The following is a 17,336-nucleotide window of genomic DNA, read 5'->3' as shown; positions in this document are numbered from 1 at the left end:
GCCACGAACCGCTGCGCGGAATTCGGGGCACCACGCCGTTCGGGTAGTGGGCCTCTCCCGGCAAGTTGGCCGCCCGGCACCCCGCCGGGCAACCGTTCGGTGGTGTTTGCGTTAGCGATGGGATACTCCCACCTAACCTTTTTGTAGCATGAGCGCGCCAATGCAGGGAAAAGATTTTTACGACAGCGTGTTGCAGTTTTACGACCAGGCAGCCCGCTTTTCCAAGCTCGACCCGGGCATTCTGCAACAGATTAAGGCCTGCAACAGCATCTACAAGGTCAACTTCCCGGTGGAAATCGACGGGAAAGTGCAGGTTGTGGAAGGCATTCGGGTGCAGCACAGCCACCACAAGCTGCCCAGCAAAGGGGGCATCCGCTACAGCATCCACGTCGACGAGGACGAGGTGAAGGCCCTGGCCACGCTCATGACTTTTAAGTGTGCCTTGGTCGACGTGCCCTTCGGCGGAGCCAAGGGCGGCGTGAAAATCAACCCGCGCACCAGCTCGGTCGAAACCCTGGAGCGCGTGACGCGCCGCTACGCCAGCGAGCTCATCAAGAAGAACCTCATCGGCCCGGGTATGGACGTGCCGGCCCCCGACTACGGCACCGGCAGCCGCGAAATGGCCTGGATTGCCGATACCTACCTCACCTTCAAGTACGGTGATACCAGCGCCCTGGGCTGCGTCACGGGCAAGCCCGTGGGCCAGGGCGGCATCCGGGGCCGGACCGAAGCCACCGGCCTGGGCGTGCTTTTCGGCCTGCGCGAGCTGTTTGCCGATGCCGACCTGCTCAAGCACCTGGGCTTGAGCAGTGGCCTGGCCGGCAAGCGCATCATCGTGCAGGGGCTGGGCAACGTGGGCTATTACGCGGCCCACTACTGCCAGCTGGGAGGCGCCCTGATTACCGGCATTGCCGAGCGCGAGGGAGGCATCTACCACCCCGATGGCCTCGATGTGGCCGCCGTGCTGCAGCACCGCACCGACAGCGGCTCCATTCTTGACTACCCCGGCGCGAAGAACGTGGCCGACTCGGCCGGGCTGCTCGAATACGAGTGCGAAGTGCTGCTGCCCGCGGCGCTGGAAAACCAGATTCACGAAGGCAACGCCGCCCGCATCCAAGCCAAAGTCATCGCCGAAGGCGCCAACGGCCCCGTTACCCGGGCGGCGGAAAAGATTCTGCTGGAGCGCGGCCTCGTTATTCTGCCCGATCTGTACCTAAATGCCGGCGGGGTAACGGTTTCCTATTTCGAGTGGCTTAAGAACCTTTCCAACGTGCGCTTCGGCCGCATGGGCAAGCGGGCGGAGGAAGCTTCACTCCAGCGGCTAGTTACCACCATCGAGCAGTCGACCGGGAAGAGCATCAGCGCGCAGGAGCGAGCCCTCATCGTGCACGGCATGGATGAGATTGACCTCGTCCGCTCTGGTCTGGAGGATACCATGATTGTCGCCTACCACGAAATTCGCTCCGTCATGAATCAGGTGAAAGGCATTCAGGACCTGCGCACGGCCGCTTTTTACAGCGCCATTGAAAAGGTAGGCGTCAGCTACCAGTCGCTAGGTATTTTTCCGTAGTCGAGCCCGAGTTGCCCCGCCGATATTTCGCTCAGTGCTCAGGCTGTAGGGTGTGGATGTCGGCGCTGCGTCTCTCTGCCCGCACCCGTCGCCCAGCTGCTGAACGCGAGATGAAGCCCACAACTGGAGCTTGCTTTGTAAACGTTTGTCACACTGGCAGCGGCCTGAACTGGGCGCGATGGCCTATTTTTACCAAAAACTACTACGATGAAAAAAGCATTTTGGGCGGGCGCGCTTCGGTTATTACTGTTGGTGGCAGTGGGCCTGGCCGGCTTGCTGACTACTGCCTGCAAGGACAAGAACTATGTGGAGATAGATGAGAAGCTCATCAAAAAATACCTGAGCGACAACAACATAAATAATGCGCAGCGACAGGGGTCGGGGCTCTATTACGTACCCCTTGTTACTGCCCCGAGTGCGCCGCGGGCGGTAGCCGGCAAGACAGTATCGGTGCTGTACACCGGCACGCTGCTCGACGGCACGGTGTTCGATGCCTCGTCGCGCCGAGGCAACCAGCCCCTGGACTTTATACTCGGGCGTGGCCAGGTTATCCAGGGCTGGGACGAAGGAATTGCGCTGATGCGCAAAGGCGAGAAAAGCCTATTGCTAATCCCGTCACAGCTTGGGTACGGAGCACAAGGTGCTGGATCCATTCCCGCAAATACGGTACTGCGCTTCGAGGTAGAATTAGTAGACGTGAGATAAGACGTTGCCCAAGTAAACTACCTGGCCCGTACCCGAGCGGGCGGAGCCCTAGAATATGTCGGTCCACCGGTTAAATGAGCACAGGGAGAACTTTTAAATGAACATTTATTCGCCTATCTTTGCGAAGTGAAATTAAAAGACGAAGGCAAAACGGAACTGATATACGCGGCCGCCTGCCGGTTGGTAGGCCGCGCGGGCATTGCTGGGTTGACGATGGCAACCATTGCTCGTGAGGCCGGACTAGCTACGGGCACGTTGTATACCTACTTTCCGAACAAAGAGGCCCTCCTGCGCGCGCTGTACCGACATGCCAAATTGCGTACTACGAAAGCTTTATTCCGGGATTTCAACGAGCAAGAGCCGCTACGCCTTGCCCTGCAGAAGATATGGTTGAACTACCTGCGCACTCGCCTAGATAGTTACGACGAAAGCGTGTTTGTGGAGCAGTACTATACCTCCCCCTATATGCAGGCCGATGAGGTGCAAATGTCTCTGGATACGATGGCCCCTTTGTTCCGGCTTTTTGATCGGGGCAAAAAAGGCTTACTACTAAAGGACCTGGACAACACCCTGCTCGCCATTTATCTAATGGGGCCGTTGCGCGAACTGGCCGGGCTTATTCGCCTTCAAGGTGGCACTGTGCCGTCGCCACTAGCCGATGCGGCGTTTTCACTGTGTTGGGATGGCATTCGATCTTAAATTTTTTTGCCGCAATAATGAATATTTATTCATCTAAAACGTCTGATCAGGTACCTCGCTGTCGGCGGAAAAATTCCCTATCAGTGTAAACCTGCTTCAACCGCCAACCCAGGCCATAGCCATTCCTACTCACGAAGTTTTTTTCACAATTTTCCCTACTCCATATGCGTCAAAGCCTTGTTTTCCGAATATTGGGCGAGTTTGCTGACCGGCTCCTGCTCCAACCTCTGATCCGGCTCAGCTTTGCTTGGTCTCTACTGGTCACCATTCTGGCCCTATCACCCAGCAATGGCTTAGGCCAGGCCAGGCCAAGGGCGGCTTCCGCGCCGGTAGTGCTAGTGACCGGAGCATCCAGCGGTATTGGGAAAGCCACCGCCCAGTTGTTTGCCCGCCGCGGCTACATAACCTATGCTACATCCATCGACACGAGCAGCGCCTTAACCGAATTGCAAGCGCTCGGATGCCGCACGGCTTACCTTGATGTGACTGATGACCGGTCCATGCGGGCAGTGGTGGATCAGATTGAGCGCGAAGCCGGAGGCGTGGACATTCTCATCAACAATGCTGGGTACGGGCAGAACGGCGTGCTGGAAGAATTGCCCTTGAGCGCCATTCGGCAACAGTTTGAGGTCAACGTCTTTGGTTTGGTGCACATGGCGCAACTGGTGGCTCCCACCATGCGGCGCCAGGGATTCGGGCGCATCATCAACGTGGGGTCGGTCGGCGGCGACTTTACCACGCCGGGAGCCAGTGCCTACCACGCCAGCAAGTACGCCGTAGAAAGCTTTAACGACGGGTTGCGGGGGGAACTAGGACTGTTCGGCATTGACGTGGTATTGATTAAGCCCGGTGGAGTGGCGACCAACTTCATGAACGTAGCCAATGCCCGGTATCCAGCCGCGATGGCCCAGAGCCCCTACCTGGAGTTTCGCGCCAAGTTTGCCAGTATGACCACGCGCATGTTCGATCCCAAGGGCAGTTCCTACGGCATTCTGCGCCCGGAAAAAGTAGCCGAAACCATTGTGAAAGCCGCTTCGGTGCGTAAACCCCGCACTCGTTACCGGATTGGCTTGCTGGCCAAGCTGACCCCGCGCATGCGCCGGCTGCTGGGCGACCGTGGATTTGAGCGCCTCCTGCTGCGGCAGATGGGGATGAAAAAAGACAAGATGAAAGGCTAACGGGACGGTTCCAGACAAACGGCTGCCCCCACTGCTTTCTGCTCATTTTAATTTCAATCAACTTCGCCGATTATGATTTCCCTCCCTAAAACAGTTCTCATCACCGGTGCCTCCTCCGGAATAGGATTGGCGGCCGCCCGCATGTTTTTAGCCGCCGGCGTTACTACTTACGCCTCGGCCCGCCGGGTGGAAAGTCTGGATGAATTGGCCCGCTTGGGCGCGCGCGTACTCGCGCTGGATGTAACCGACGACGAGTCTATGCGCCGGGCGATACAGCTCATTGAGGTGGAAACTGAGGGCCTGGACGTGCTGGTCAATAACGCTGGCTACGGGCAGAACGGTGTCTTGGAAGAGCTTCCCCTGGCTGAGCTACGGCGGCAGTTTGACACCAATGTGTTTGGCGTCGTTCGGCTTTGCCAGTTGGTATTGCCGGGCATGCGGCGCCGGGGCACTGGTCGCATCGTCATCACTGGCTCTGCCGGCGGCGACTTCAGCACACCCGGCGCCGGGGCGTACTGCGCCAGCAAGTTTGCCTTGGAGGCTCTGGTGGATGCCCTGCGCTACGAAGTGCAGTCCTTCGGAGTGCGGGTCTCCCTTATTAAGCCGGGTGGGGTGCGCACCAGATTTATGGAGGTGGCCGACGCTGGCTTTCCCGCCCCTATTACCGGTGATCCGTACCAGTTGTTCCGGAAAAACTTCTTGGCGATGACCGTACGCTTGTTTGACGCGAAAAGCTCTTTTGGTATTCTATCACCTGAAGACGTGGGGCAGGTAATCTTTGAGGCCGCTACAGTGCCTGTTCCCAAAACCCGCTACCGGGTCGGCGTGCTGGCTAAGGTGATGCCCCGCCTGCGCCGCCTGCTATCTGACCGGCTATGGGACCGACTTATGGCCGCTCAAGTACCTATCACTTGAATCTTGGGCCAGCTTGCGGTCATTGAATCTGTATTAGCTTTGTATCTCAAAGTTCTTTTCATATCACTGTAGCGAGCTATCGGTCGCCATTCTCCCTGTCTTTATGGAATACTTCGTGGCTCCTCATTCCATCGTGCGCCGCATTTGGGGTACTGCCGATACGGTGCTGTTCGTCTTCGCTGGCGCGGCGGCCGAGTTCGCCCTAAACAAAGCCGTGGACTGGCTTTACTTCACTGGCCGGCTGCCGGCCGACCCGTTGGGCCGCCTGTTCTCCACGGTTGACTACGCCCGCCGCATCGTGTTTGCGGACCGCGCCGGGGCTGAGCGCGCCATTGACACCATCGCGGCCATTCACGCGGCCGTGGAAGCAAAGCGTGGCCGGACCATTCCCGATTGGGCCTACCGCGACGTCCTATTCATGCTCATTGCCTATTCCATGCGCGCGTTCGAAATGCTGGAACGGCCCCTCACCGCCCCCGAACGTGAAGAAATCGTGGAAGTGTTCGGCCGCGTGGGCCAGCGGATGGGCATCCCCGGCTTGCCACGCTCGTACGCGGCCTGGCAGGCCGCACGGGCCCAGCACCTGGCTGAAGACCTGGCCCCCAGCCACCACACTACCGACTTGTATCGGCAGTATCGCCGACATTTGGGGGCGCCGCGCTACTGGCTGCTGCGGGGCGTTCAGGGAATGGTGGTGCCGCCCCTCGTGCGCGCGATGCTTGGTCTAAGCAAGGGTACCTGGCTGCAGCCCGCTCTGTCGCTTTATCGCGATACCAAGCAGTTTGCGCTAAGCCAATGGGCCAAAAACGCCCTGCTGCCAACCGAATACCAGGGCCGAATCCGGGCGCTGGACAATGAGCCAGTGGCTCTGGCACCGACGGGCTGCCCTTACTCAGGAACACGTACTCATCATGCTAAATAGCCCATCCCAGTCCCACCGGACGCTCCACACAATTGGTTTCCAGAAGAATTACGCCCTGGCCACCGTTCTTCTTTTCGCGCTCGAGGTTTGTATTGCCCTCTTTGTTCACGACCGGATTATCCGGCCTTACGCGGGCGACTTTCTAGCAACCATTCTGCTTTACTGCCTGGTGCGAAGCGTTGTAACGGCCCCGGCAGGAGTTATTACGGCCGCTGTTTTGGCCTTTTCCTACGCGGTGGAAGCCTCGCAATACTTCCACTTGCTGGCGCACCTGGGGTGGCAGAAAAATAAGCTGGCCCGTATCGTTTTTGGCAACCATTTCGAGTGGTCCGACCTGCTTGCTTACACCTTGGGAGCGCTGCTGATTTTCACAATTGAGCAACTGAAAGCCCGGCGGATACTTCGTACCCCCAACGGCTTGGTGAAGGCAGACAGGCTAAACAACTAATAATCAATTATTTATCCGTTATTTAACCTGGTAAGAACGTCAGAAGCATAACGATAAGCTATTTCCCCTGTTTTTATTATGGACAGTAGTGGGTGTCAGCCTGGGGTGAGTCAAGAAGGCTGACCCTAATTGCCCGCATGTTTCATTCCGCTTCGGGTGCTAATGCAGTAGGAGTAGCTCAAGCGCTAGCCTGTTGAGCAGCCCGGCTGGATTGGGCGGATATTTTATAGGCTCGACTGGCTTATTACGCCTGCGCCAGGCCCCAGTCCTGGACCGCCCGGCGAACGATTTCATAAGCTCAACTGGCTTATTACCCGACGTGTACAACCATTACTACTAAAAATAATAGCTTTGTGAATCAGTAAGTTGATAAATTACCAATTTATTTAGCAATAATTTGGATGATTTCCGTATACATTTGCAATAGTTGAAACAAAGGCGTGGCTGAGTACTACGTCTTACGCATAACCTAACTGTTGCAGCTATGTCTGATTTCGCCTACGCTTATGCCCGCCCTTCCATCCTGGAACGCAGCTCGGGAGGTAATACGCTCTCACTCGCCGCTTATGCTGAGGATACGCCCACGGGGGCTTCGTGCTTTTTTTGGGGACGGCTGCGCGACTCGTGGCTGGCGGCCCGTGGACTAACTACCTTAGCAAAGGTAGTAGCCTCGCGCTTCGTGCCGCAGAGCGCTGCCTTACGCGACCCCATCGTGACGGCCGGAGCGGGCATGCTGCGGTTTGAGGCATTTTCGTCGTGCAACGGGGTGTACGCCCGGCTCGACCTGGGCCCCGACGCGCTGGATGGTGAGTTTTTGAGCAGCGGCACCACCAACGTCGACTTCAATGAGCCGATGGTGAACGCCCTGGCCCGCATCTCGCGCACCGAGCCGGTGCTGTTGAGCGTGGGTGAGAAAGAAGTAGTGCTGGAACGCGCCGCCGGCAAAGTGACCGAGCGCAAAGTGACCCTGCCCGAACGCTGGATTAAGGGCCTGACGGCGGTGCAGGGCTACCTGGCCGTGATGGAGGACAAAATAGCCCTCAGCCGCGTGCAGGCTGTGCAACTGGTGCAAAGCATTCCGGCTGGCACGGCCAAAAGCGACTTTTTCCTGGTGCTGCGCGGCCCCCGGCCGAGCTTTGCGCCGGTGGGTAGCGCGGGCGCCGTGCGGGTGGGTGGCATCCACCGGCTACGGCTGCTGGAAGGGCTGCTCCCGCTCTGCGAGGGCGTGCGGGTATTTGCCACGCCCGACGGGCAAGCGGCGGCTTTCGTGCTGGCTATGGGCGGGGGGCAGGAGTTTGTACTGGCCTTATCGGCCAAGGTGAACCGGGGGTTTTCCGGCGAAGGCAACCAGCTCGACACGCTGATGGACGAGCTGCCGGCCGAGTGGATTGTAGGCGCTAACAACCTGTTTCGGGGCAACGAAACCTTCAACCCGACCTTGTTCGCGGTGGAAAACAACCTGACGCCCGATACCGTGGAGCGGCTTTGTGCCAGCCTCTCGGCCATGGGTCTGCTGGGCTTCGACCTCACCGAAAACCACTATTTCTACCGCCGCCTGCCGTTCAAAACCGACCGGATTATCAAGCTAAACCCGCGGCTGAAAAACGCCCGGGCCCTGCTCGAAACGGCCGACCACGTGCAACTGGTGGGCATTGGCGCCAATGGCCGCACCGAAGCCCGGGTGCGGGGCACCGACGTGTGGCACACCGTGGTAGTGGGCCGCTCCGAGCCGGCACGCTGCACCTGCTCGTGGTTCATGGGCAACCAGGGGCAACGCGGACCGTGCAAGCACATTCTGGCGGTGCGGATGCGGTTTTTGTAGGTTCTACCCGGCCTGGGTGGGGCTGGAGGCCCAATCTCGTTGGCAGCCCACTACTCTGCCACTGTCAGTGCTTCATTTATTCTGCTTACCCCGCTGCTTTATGACTGTTGTTGACAAGTTTGAACAGCTCGTCCGCCACTCGAGCCTTGATGAGCTGCTGCCGTTCCTGTTGGAACTGGAGAAGAAGGACCTGATACCTGTACGGCTGAAAACCAAGCAGCTATACAAGGAGAGGGATGAGTGGGACTCGAACCAGGCGCGGCAGTTGCACCAACAGGAGCCGCACTTGTTTCTGGCGGGGCTGACCACGTATTCTCGCCAGGAAGCGCTGACCCGAACGTTCCGTTTTCCGCACCGCTTCTACTACTCGCACAAAGCGCTGTTGATGCAGGTGCTGGAGCACTACCGCCCCGCTTGGCTCACCGACTGGTTGCAGAGCCTCGCCCGCCGCAATATGGGGTGGCATGGCTTCGACTATCACCTGTTGCGCGGGTTGGCCGACGCCGGGCTGGTCAGCTACGACCCCTGGCTGTTCAGCCAATTGCTGGCCGACTGCCTGAACCATCATAATCAGACCTTTGAGGAGCGCGGCCAGAGCTTCGAAGCGCACGTGCTGAAGCAGTTCCAGGCCGACGCAACGCTGCTGGAGCGGGATGTGCCCCTGCTGTTCGACTTCGACACGCCGGTGGATACGGCGTCTGGTTACGTCAACAAAAACCGCCCGGCCATCACCTGGCTTACCTTGCTGCCGCAGTTGGTTGCCTCGGGCCACCTCGACCGGAATGACTTGCTCACGCGTAGCCTGCTGGCGTTGCGCCGCGACTTCCGGCGCCCGCTGCTCACGTGGTTTAAGAGCCTGGTGCTGGCGCTCAACCCCACGGCGGCCGAGTGCCTGGCCCGGCAAACGGAGTTGATTGAGCTGCTGGCCCACCCCCTGCCCCTGGTCGTCAATTTTGCCCTCGACCAACTCAAGGACCTCTGGGCCGAAGCGGACTTGCAAGCTGCAACGCTGCTGCTTTACGCCGATGGGCTGATGACGCGGCCGGACCTTAAGACCGGCCTCAGAACGCTGCTGGGCGGTTTTAGCAAGCTATTGAAAGCCCATCCGAGCCAGGCACCGGTCGTGGCCCGGCTCTACGCGGCCGCCCTGAGCCACGCTGATGCGGCCGTGCAGGAGCGCGCCGCCAAGGGCCTGGCGGAGGTACTCAACGCCCGAGAGCCCCTGCTTGCGGCCACCGAGACCAGCGAAATCGTCGATGCGCTGCCGCTTTACGCGGACTTGCTGGCCCCGGCCGCGCGCACCACACTGGCCCCCTGGCTGGGGAACCCCGACGAGCGGCCCGGCGCCACGCACGCGGCTTACGCCCCCTCGCTCGATTTCAGCCCCGACATCTCGGCCGCGACGGCCATTGCGCCGGTGGCCGACTGGCACGAGTTGCTGTTCCTGACCGGCCAAGTGCTCCAGCACGACGACCCCAAGGCCCTTGAGCGTTGGCTCGCTGGCCTGCTACGCCTACGACCACTGTTTCCGGCGGATTGTAACGAGCCTTTGCAACCTTACGTGCTCCAGATTTTACCCTATCTGAAGGGCAAAACGGAGGCTGAAGTAGCAGCCATCATCAAAAGGCCACACCTTGCTAACGGGTACGTTGGTTTGGTGCAGGCCCTGACGCTGGGCTGGGCTAACGGTTTCGTCACGCCCCTGGTAAAATCAGTCCTTCTTCGTACCAATTACCAGACTGCGGACCCGCTGGTGGCCCTGGAACAACGCCGACTGCTTTTTGTGGAGCAGCTGTTACGCGACCAACAAACGTTGCCGCTGTTGAGCACGCCCTCGCACGCGCCGCACTGGGTAGCGCCTACCGTGCTGGTGCAGCGGCTTCTGGCTTACCAAGCCGCCGAACAGGAGCCCAATGCCGTCGACCTGACCCTGGCCCTGGCGCGCACCGCCCACCAGCATCCGGCCACGACGGCCGCGGCCCAGGCCCTCCTGCCCCAGCTGCGCCACACCGGCCTGCGCGAACTGCTGCAGTGGCTGCTGAGTGCGGCCGGTACACCGCTGCCTCAGGGCATCGCTAGCCACCATCGGCCCGTCGGGTGGAAAGTCTGGATAAAATCGTTGCGCCAGCAATTTACGGAACCGTTGGGGCAAGGGCTGCCCGCGGCGGTGGCGACGCCCAGCACCCTGGCCGAGGCCCTGCCGGGGCTGTGGGTCGTAGCGGCCCGCACCCGAATGCCCGCTGCTGAATTTCCCGAGCTGGCCAACCTGACGGCCAACGACTGTCCAGGCGTGGTGCGGTCCTGGCAACCCCGCTGGGAACTGCAACGCAAGTCGAATACCTACGTCGACAAGTGGAAGGCTGGCAGCCCGGAAGTCACCGAATACTGGACGGAATTACGGCTCTTGTGTGAACCCGCGGACGCCGTTTTGCCCGATTGCCTGTTGCTATATTCTCTGCACACAACCTTTAAGAGAAATGAACAGTACCAAATCTGGCGGCACATTGGCTCGCTATCCGCCGATTATCCCTTCCTGGTGGCGCTGTTGCCGCACTATCCGGGGCCGTTGTACTGGCACACCCTCAGGCTGGCCGCTACTCACGATACTGTAGATTCGACCACGCGTGACCCCTTAGTTCAGGCCCTGCGCAGCCTGCTCGGGTCGGGCCCCTGCTTTGATGAACCCGCCACGTTGCTGTTGGCAGTGGGCCTAACGCACAACGCCTCACTATGTCGGGCACTAGCTCTGGAAGTGCTGCTGGCGGCTGTCGAGCAGCGCCGCGTAGAAACCAGCACCTTGGGCAAGGTGTTGGGCCAGCTTTTAGCGGCTGAATTTGTGCCCGTACAACGTCTGGCCGATGGCCTCGCCCAGGCCCGCGCCATTAGCCCGGTCACCGACGACGCGTTGCGCCAAACCCTGGACGCGTTGCTGCCCCAATTGCCTGCCGAGCCACCCCGCAACACGCGCAAGCTGCTCGAAGCCTACGCCGACGTGCTGGGCCGAACCCATCAGCCCGTGCCCGAAACAGTAAAAGCCCGTTTGCACGAGTGGCAAGCTTCGGCCAGCCTCAAAAAAGCGGCGGCCCTGCTGGCCAAGCCTAAAATTTAGGGACTCGAGCACGGCATCGCCCCTTGCTTATTTTCAGGTTTGAGTTACAGAGGGCTCGCCTTAGAAATAGGCGTAGGAAGCCAAGCATAAGCCCGTTGGTTGTACCACGAGCCGACCTCCCGAACCTTGGGCGTGTAATAGCTCGCTTAAGCCGGCGCACCCGGGTGACAGTAAGCACCAAACTTTCTTGAAGAACCGAGCGGGATAAAACTACAGTTCAGGCCGGCCAAGACTTACGAATTTGACGTGGTTACTACCTCGCGGGCTAGCAGCCGCACCCGGGCCAGCAGCGCCGCGTGATGGGGCGCCCGGCTCAGAATCTCCTCGTTGCCCAGCAGTACTAGCTGCTGACGGGCACGCGTCAGAGCCACGTTTAGCTTGCGGTCGACGTGCCCGGTTTCGTCGGGCGACACCAGGAGCTCCAACTGGTGCTCGTGGTGGCAGCAGAAGCTCACAATGATGACCTCGCGCTGGCTGCCCTGATAGCGCTCCACGGTATCGACACTGACTTGGGCGAGGCCGGGGAGCCGAAGCTCAATGGCTAGCTGGGCCAGCCGGGCGCGGATACGAGCCGCCTGGTTGCGGTAGCTGGCGATGATGCCTAACGTACTTTCGGGGTCAAACGCCCCCACGTAGCCCTGGGCCACGTAAGCGGCGGCCCGGGCAGCCAGTTCGGCTTCCTGGGTCGATTCTTTCATCGATAAGTCCTCGGGTACGCGCTGCGTGGGCACGAACACCACCCGCTGGGTGCGCAACGACGCGATGAAGGCGTCGGCGGGGTCCGGCACGGGCCAGGTGGCGCGGTTAAGCGGGGCAACCTGCCAGGGTTGGGGGCAGCGCAACTGATTGTCGTAGAAATCCTGGTTGACCAGGGCAGCCAGGTCCTGGTGCATGCGGTACTGGTCGGCCAGGGTGCCGTGCGCGTGGGGCCACCGGGCCTCGGCCCGCCGGAACAGGCGCTCAAAGTAGGAATTGCGCAGGTTGGTCAGGCCCAGCTCTTCGCGCAGCAGCTCGGCGCACTCGGCGGCCACGGCGCTGGCTTCGGGTTCCTGAGCTACCACAGCGGGCAGCTGGCGATGGTCGCCAATAAGAATAAACTTGGGCACCTTGGCCAGCAGCGACAACATGGGCGACTCCAGCACCTGGCTGGCTTCGTCCACCACGGCCAGGTCGAACTGCTTCAGGGTGAACAGCTCGGGCTTGCCCAGCAGGCTGGCCACCGTGCCCACGTAGAACGGGCAGGTCGTGAGCCGGCCGCGCACCATCTGACGGCTGGTGCAGTCGCGCAGCATATTGTCGAGCAGGTACGGTCGGTACGCGGGCGCCGTCCCCAGCCGCGACCCGACCCGAATAAACGGCAAGCCGGCGTCGACCAGCTGCTCGCAGATTTCATCCACGGCGCGGTTGGTGTAGGCGGCCAGCAGCACTTGCTGGTCTTGCTTGTATAGCCTGACGGCCAGTTCCCGCAGCACGGCGCGGGTCTTGCCCGTGCCAGGCGGGCCGCACAACACAAACCAATCGGGCGCCGCCAGGGCGCGGGCCACCACCTCGGCAGCGCTGGTGGCCGGCCCGGTCGCAGCCGACCAGTCGGCCGGCTCGCGGGGCGCGGTGCGGGCCAGCAGCCTGCGGCGGCGCTCCGGGGGCAGCCCCAGAAAGGCCGACAAGCCCGCCCACTCGCGGCGGAAGGTGTCGTACGTGTCGGGCTCCAGGGCCCAGTGCGAGTGGCCCAGCAGGTAGCGCGGAGCCATGCGCCGGTTACGTACGCTCAGCACCACCAGGCCGTCGGCGCCAAGGTCCTCGGCTAAGACTACCTTGACCACCTGCGCGTCCAGCACGGTCAGGGGGCTGCTTTCATTGCCGGGTTCTTCCGCTTGGTCGGTACTTACGCCGGGGCGGCCCGCGGCGGTCCGGCGGCGCGGATAGAGAATAAGCGTATCTCCGGCCCGGAAGTTGACTTCCCGCCCTCCGTCGGGGCGGCGGAAAATAAGGTGCGGGCCTAAGCCCTCGCGGGCATCATCGTCGGCATCGCTATGGTCCTCGAACAGCACCAGATCGTCGAGTAAGCTGAAGTTCTGGTACTTGCGGGCCTGAGGCAGCAGCCACAAGCCCGCTTGGCCGCCCGCATCGCCCGGGCGCGCCTCGTCGCCGAGCAGGGTGAGGCGCATCTCACGTGCCGTGAAGCGGGCCAGCTCCAGGCAGTAGGCGCGCTCCACGGGGTCGGCGGCGGCCCAGGCCTGGGCTACTCTTTCGGCTTTGGCTTTGCCGAAGGCGGGTAGAGCCATCAGGTTGGGGTGCAGCACCGGGGCCAGCAGCTGGGCGGTTTGGCGCGGGCCGGTGGCGCGAGCCAACTGCAACTCGATGCCTACGAGCTGGTTACGAGCCGAGAGCAGGCGGTCAATCAGCTCCTGATCCTGGTCGACGCGGCGCACGGCGGCCTGGCCGCTGGCCGCGTTCGAGTAGAGGATGCTGGTACGGCCCCGGCCGGCCGTTTCGCCGTCGGCCCCGAACACCGACTCGAGCAGCAGGCGGTACAGCTGGGCCTGGGCGGCGTGGTTGCTCCAGGGCTCGGCGTGGGGCACTTTGGTGGAGCTTTTCAGCTCCACCAAATCGTAGCCAGTGCTGCTCTCGTGCAGCAAGTCGAGCCGCCCCTGCAGGCCGTAGGTGGCCGAGAGGAAAGTGGGCTCCAGAAAACAATCGGCCAGGCGTAAGGGCTCCTGCTGGTAGCCGGTGCGGCTCGGGGCTACAAAGCCCTGCACGCGGGTTTCGCGCAGCGTGCGGTGGTGACGGCGCAGGTCGTTGAGCAGCTCCGGTACGCCGGTGCGGGTCTGAAACTCCGGCAAGGTGCTCAGCGACAACGGCGCCAGGCGGAAGAGGCGTTTGCGCAGAAAGCCTTCGAGGTCGAATTCCTGAGGAGCGGCGGGCGGGCCATCGGGGGCGGGCTCGTCAGCCGCGGCCCCGCCCGCCACCAGCATGGACTCGGCCACCTGCTCAACCTTTCGGGCGGCGTGGCTTACTTCCTCGTCCAGCAGCAGGTTCACCAGGTTTCCGAGTACCAGCGGGCGCGAGGTTTCATCGGGCAAAAAGGCGTTCAGCAGCGCCCATTCAGGCACGGTAGCGGTGGCCTGGGCGCATTCGGCTACGGTGGTCACGCTCACCAGGTAGTCGGGCTCGAGCACTACGCGCCGGGGGCGCACGCTGCCGTCGGGCAGCACCACCGGCCCGACGAGGTGCAGGGTCGGGTGCAGGGCCGCGGCCAGGGCCCGCACGTTCTCGTAGGCCGCGGGCAGCACCAACTGAAAGGCGCCGCTGGGCCGGCCCTCAGCGGAAACGGCCATTTCCACGGTCAGTGCGCCGCTGGCTGCGTCGACGTGCAGCACATTCACGCGCCAGGCCGGACCCGCGGGGCCCGTATCAGGAATGAAGGGCTGCAGCGGAGCCGCGGCATTTTTGGTGGGGAGGGTTTCGACGGAGGGCGGCATTTCCGGCCACGCCGGGCCCTCGTAGGGCACGCCCGTCAGGTGCCACACCAGAGCTGTCAGGGCCGCGAAGCCGCTCGCGACCTCCGCTGGCGTGCCGGCGTAGCTCTCGTGCACCACCAGGTTGGCCGCCAGGCGCAGGGCCTGCAACTGCTGGCGCAGCAACAGGGGCAGGCCCTGCTCGTAAGCCACCAGCCCAATGGCCTGGTTGAGGTTGACGAAGGGCCGCTCCCGCCGCCGGCACTCGTCGCGCAACACCGTTTCGAGCAGCTTGCGCAGCTTGGGCAGCTGGTCGGCCGGCGCGGCGGTTGGGTCGGCCGCCAGAGCGGCGAGGCGGAGGTAGTAAGGGGTTGACATCGAGGGTAGAGATCCGGCGCGGTAACTAAATAACCCGGCAGCCGGCCACCGCTGGGCTTATGGCGGACTGGTTCTCCGCGAGAAACCTTCCCGCAAGCTAATTAGGAAGTCGCTTCGCCAAGCCGCTTTAGGCGGCCGCCGTACTTGTCCCTCAAAAGTAGCGGATTTACACCACCCTAGCCAGCTTATTATTCAACTCAGCGAGCCCCCGTAAAGCCGGCCGGGGCCAGGAGCTTGCCGCCCCGGTACATGTTGATGTAGAGAGTCACCGGCGTAGCTTTGCCCGTCCACGTTACCGTATAAACATCGAGCAGCGCCGTATTGTCCACCACGCCCCGGCGGGTTCGGAAGGCGCAGCAGCTGGCTTGCCGCTCGTAGGTAACGGCCTGGCCCTGGGGGCCTCGGAGCGCATTTAAGTAGCGCAGTTGATTGCGCATGCCGGCCGAGCGGCCCCCGCCGACCCGCACCGGGTTTTTCTCGGTGTAGCCGTACGTTTCGTCCTGGCTTACTTCGCGCACCACAAAAGGCAGTACGGTGGTACTCGCGGTGGTGGCCGGCGCCGGCTGAGCCCCCGTACCGTATAAGGCGGGGACTTTCTGGCTGGGGCCGCACCCGACTGCCAGCAGCCCAACCGCTCCGCAGAGGAGACCTATCTTTTTTCTCATGACTTGTCAGTAGATGATAACTGCTTCCCTACAACCCTCCCATTTAAAGCCCCAAAGTACGCTCCTCTCCGCTAAACGCTGTTTTGGAGGGCGCCTGGCCGCGGCCCTGGCCCTGAGTGGGCTGCTGCTGACGCCAGCCTTTGGCCAGGCCGGCCCCGTTGGACGGGATAGCTCCCTGGCCGGCTTGCTGCGGGAGCGCGCCGTGCTCACCACTCGCTACGCAGCCGCCAGCGCCCAGCGCCATAGCTTGTTCGGCAACAAGCCTTCCAAAAAAGATTTGCAGGAAGTGGTGGATGCCCTGCAAGGCATCGTCGATAAAGACCAGCAAATTGTGGACGTGCTAAACCAGACGGCCCGCCAGGCGCAAAGCACGTCGGCGCGGCTGGCCGCCACCACCACCCAGCTCGAAAGCACCGGCCGCGACGACCGCAACCTCACGGCCCAACGCCTGGCTGAGCTGCAAAACGAAACCGAAAACCTGCGTGAGCGCGAGAAGCAACAGCTGGCTCGACAGCTGGCGCTCGAAGCCGAGGTGGCCGAGGTTAAACACAGCCGTTTCGTGCGCGACGCCCTGATTGTCTTTTTGTCCGCGCTCAGCGTGGGGCTGCTGGTGGCCCTGCGGCGGCGCAAATAACTATAAAGCCACCCCATGCCTTCCTCTTTTCCCTTTCAGGTCGCGGTCCTGCCGCCCCCCACTGCCCCCGAGCGCCAGCTGGCCATTTTTGCCGATGTGGGCGGGCTCGAGGAGTACTACGTGCTGTTCCGCAACTACGGCTTCGGCGGCACGGCCGAGTCCTGGGTCGAGCACCTGCAAACCATTATTGAAGAGCATCAGCCCGAGCTACTCGAGGAGTTGGCGTTTGAGGAAGGCGGCCACACGTTCGTGGCCTACGCGCCGAATCAAGCCGTGGCTGACCGGTTTCTGGCCTGCGTGCTGCCCTTTTTTGGCACGTTGCCCCGGCTGCAGAACTACCTTAGTCAGGCCGACCCGGAGGACTTTTTCGCGTGAATGTTGGGCGAGCCTACGCTGGAAATCAGCGCCAATGAGCGCCGTCCCGCTGGCTTAATTTACGCGAGGAAGCGTTTACTGGAAAGCATATTCCCCCCTAACAAAATTGCTGAACTTATCATGGGAACTATTGTAATGGCGGACACCAGACCAGGAATCATGGTTTGAGCTGCCCTACAGCTACTTTCCTTCACGTCCGGAAGCAACTGATTTTACCAGCAGCTTAATCAGGGACAAGTAAAAGCTTATCAATGAGTCATCATTTGAGATGAAACGGAGTAATTTAACTCAAGCGGTGGAATAGCCGCATAGCGGCGACCGGTTGGTAGAAAATCTAACCCGGGCCAAACCTAAGCCGCGTAGCGGTACCAGACGAATCTGTCACCGCTACGCGGCTCTCAACCACGCTACTTTTTTATTCTACCAACCGGTCGCCGCTATGCGGCTACAGCTTGAATTTA

At 61.5% G+C, this 17,336-nt stretch carries 13 protein-coding genes; 11 read left to right on the top strand and 2 right to left on the bottom strand.

What is annotated here, in order from left to right:
* Positions 1-148 precede the first annotated feature (148 nt).
* The 9 genes from IC235_RS14050 (at position 149) to IC235_RS14010 (ending at position 11,368) form a co-directional block, all read left to right on the top strand.
* A complete protein-coding gene (locus tag IC235_RS14050) occupies positions 149-1,570 on the top strand; it encodes a Glu/Leu/Phe/Val family dehydrogenase (protein WP_191005817.1) in 1,422 nt (473 codons plus the stop codon).
* Between the two features lie 207 nt (positions 1,571-1,777).
* A complete protein-coding gene (locus tag IC235_RS14045; protein WP_191005816.1) occupies positions 1,778-2,275 on the top strand; it encodes an FKBP-type peptidyl-prolyl cis-trans isomerase in 498 nt (165 codons plus the stop codon).
* 126 nt (positions 2,276-2,401) lie between these two features.
* Positions 2,402-2,974 (top strand): TetR/AcrR family transcriptional regulator, encoded by a 573-nt coding sequence (locus IC235_RS14040; protein ID WP_191005815.1) that lies wholly within the window; start codon positions 2,402-2,404, stop codon positions 2,972-2,974.
* Between the two features lie 164 nt (positions 2,975-3,138).
* The gene (locus IC235_RS14035) at positions 3,139-4,152 is read left to right on the top strand and encodes an SDR family NAD(P)-dependent oxidoreductase (protein WP_191005814.1); all 1,014 of its coding nucleotides are present in this window, start codon (positions 3,139-3,141) and stop codon (positions 4,150-4,152) included.
* A gap of 72 nt (positions 4,153-4,224) precedes the next feature.
* Positions 4,225-5,067, top strand: a complete 843-nt coding sequence (locus IC235_RS14030) for an SDR family oxidoreductase (protein ID WP_191005813.1) — start codon at positions 4,225-4,227, stop codon at positions 5,065-5,067.
* A 103-nt stretch (positions 5,068-5,170) separates the two neighbouring features.
* Positions 5,171-5,989, top strand: a complete 819-nt coding sequence (locus IC235_RS14025) for an oxygenase MpaB family protein (RefSeq protein WP_191005812.1) — start codon at positions 5,171-5,173, stop codon at positions 5,987-5,989.
* Entirely contained in the window at positions 5,979-6,437 is a 459-nt protein-coding gene (locus IC235_RS14020) for a ribosomal maturation YjgA family protein (protein ID WP_191005811.1), read from the top strand. Before IC235_RS14025 ends, IC235_RS14020 begins: the two co-directional genes overlap by 11 nt.
* A 484-nt stretch (positions 6,438-6,921) precedes the next feature.
* Positions 6,922-8,259 carry an SWIM zinc finger family protein gene (locus tag IC235_RS14015; RefSeq protein ID WP_191005810.1) on the top strand — a complete coding sequence of 446 codons (1,338 nt, stop codon included), beginning with the start codon at positions 6,922-6,924 and terminating at the stop codon, positions 8,257-8,259.
* A 100-nt stretch (positions 8,260-8,359) separates the two neighbouring features.
* Entirely contained in the window at positions 8,360-11,368 is a 3,009-nt protein-coding gene (locus tag IC235_RS14010; protein WP_191005809.1) for a DUF6493 family protein, read from the top strand.
* Positions 11,369-11,601: 233 nt separating this feature from the next.
* Here IC235_RS14010 and IC235_RS14005 read toward each other — a convergent pair whose 3' ends face one another.
* Both IC235_RS14005 and IC235_RS14000 read right to left on the bottom strand, forming a co-directional pair.
* Entirely contained in the window at positions 11,602-15,201 is a 3,600-nt protein-coding gene (locus tag IC235_RS14005; RefSeq protein ID WP_191005808.1) for a DEAD/DEAH box helicase, read from the bottom strand.
* Between the two features lie 197 nt (positions 15,202-15,398).
* Positions 15,399-15,866: a 2-dehydro-3-deoxyphosphooctonate aldolase gene (locus IC235_RS14000; RefSeq protein ID WP_191005807.1), complete on the bottom strand. Its 468-nt coding sequence runs from the start codon at positions 15,864-15,866 to the stop codon at positions 15,399-15,401.
* Positions 15,867-15,879: 13 nt separating this feature from the next.
* Here IC235_RS14000 and IC235_RS13995 point away from each other — a divergent pair, with 13 nt between their 5' ends.
* Positions 15,880-16,500 carry a hypothetical protein gene (locus IC235_RS13995; RefSeq protein WP_191005806.1) on the top strand — a complete coding sequence of 207 codons (621 nt, stop codon included), beginning with the start codon at positions 15,880-15,882 and terminating at the stop codon, positions 16,498-16,500.
* A 15-nt stretch (positions 16,501-16,515) separates the two neighbouring features.
* The gene (locus IC235_RS13990; RefSeq protein ID WP_191005805.1) at positions 16,516-16,875 is read left to right on the top strand and encodes a hypothetical protein; all 360 of its coding nucleotides are present in this window, start codon (positions 16,516-16,518) and stop codon (positions 16,873-16,875) included.
* The last annotated feature ends 461 nt before the right edge of the window (positions 16,876-17,336 follow it).

The organism is Hymenobacter montanus (genome assembly GCF_014699115.1).
In the GTDB taxonomy this organism is placed as follows: Bacteria; Bacteroidota; Bacteroidia; order Cytophagales; family Hymenobacteraceae; genus Hymenobacter; species Hymenobacter montanus.
The sequence above is the reverse complement of the archived record's forward strand: the minus strand, read 5'-3'. Positions and strand labels throughout refer to the sequence as shown.

Excerpts from the sequence above, each read along its gene's own strand:
- IC235_RS14005 (WP_191005808.1), bottom strand. The coding sequence starts at position 15,201 with ATGTCAACCCCTTACTACCTCCGCCTCGCCGCTCTGGCGGCCGACCCA.
- IC235_RS14030 (WP_191005813.1), top strand. The coding sequence starts at position 4,225 with ATGATTTCCCTCCCTAAAACAGTTCTCATCACCGGTGCCTCCTCCGGA.
- IC235_RS13990 (WP_191005805.1), top strand. The coding sequence starts at position 16,516 with ATGCCTTCCTCTTTTCCCTTTCAGGTCGCGGTCCTGCCGCCCCCCACT.
- IC235_RS14010 (WP_191005809.1), top strand. The coding sequence starts at position 8,360 with ATGACTGTTGTTGACAAGTTTGAACAGCTCGTCCGCCACTCGAGCCTT.
- IC235_RS14025 (WP_191005812.1), top strand. The coding sequence starts at position 5,171 with ATGGAATACTTCGTGGCTCCTCATTCCATCGTGCGCCGCATTTGGGGT.
- IC235_RS14020 (WP_191005811.1), top strand. The coding sequence starts at position 5,979 with ATGCTAAATAGCCCATCCCAGTCCCACCGGACGCTCCACACAATTGGT.
- IC235_RS13995 (WP_191005806.1), top strand. The coding sequence starts at position 15,880 with ATGATAACTGCTTCCCTACAACCCTCCCATTTAAAGCCCCAAAGTACG.
- IC235_RS14035 (WP_191005814.1), top strand. The coding sequence starts at position 3,139 with ATGCGTCAAAGCCTTGTTTTCCGAATATTGGGCGAGTTTGCTGACCGG.
- IC235_RS14015 (WP_191005810.1), top strand. The coding sequence starts at position 6,922 with ATGTCTGATTTCGCCTACGCTTATGCCCGCCCTTCCATCCTGGAACGC.
- IC235_RS14045 (WP_191005816.1), top strand. The coding sequence starts at position 1,778 with ATGAAAAAAGCATTTTGGGCGGGCGCGCTTCGGTTATTACTGTTGGTG.
- IC235_RS14000 (WP_191005807.1), bottom strand. The coding sequence starts at position 15,866 with ATGAGAAAAAAGATAGGTCTCCTCTGCGGAGCGGTTGGGCTGCTGGCA.
- IC235_RS14050 (WP_191005817.1), top strand. The coding sequence starts at position 149 with ATGAGCGCGCCAATGCAGGGAAAAGATTTTTACGACAGCGTGTTGCAG.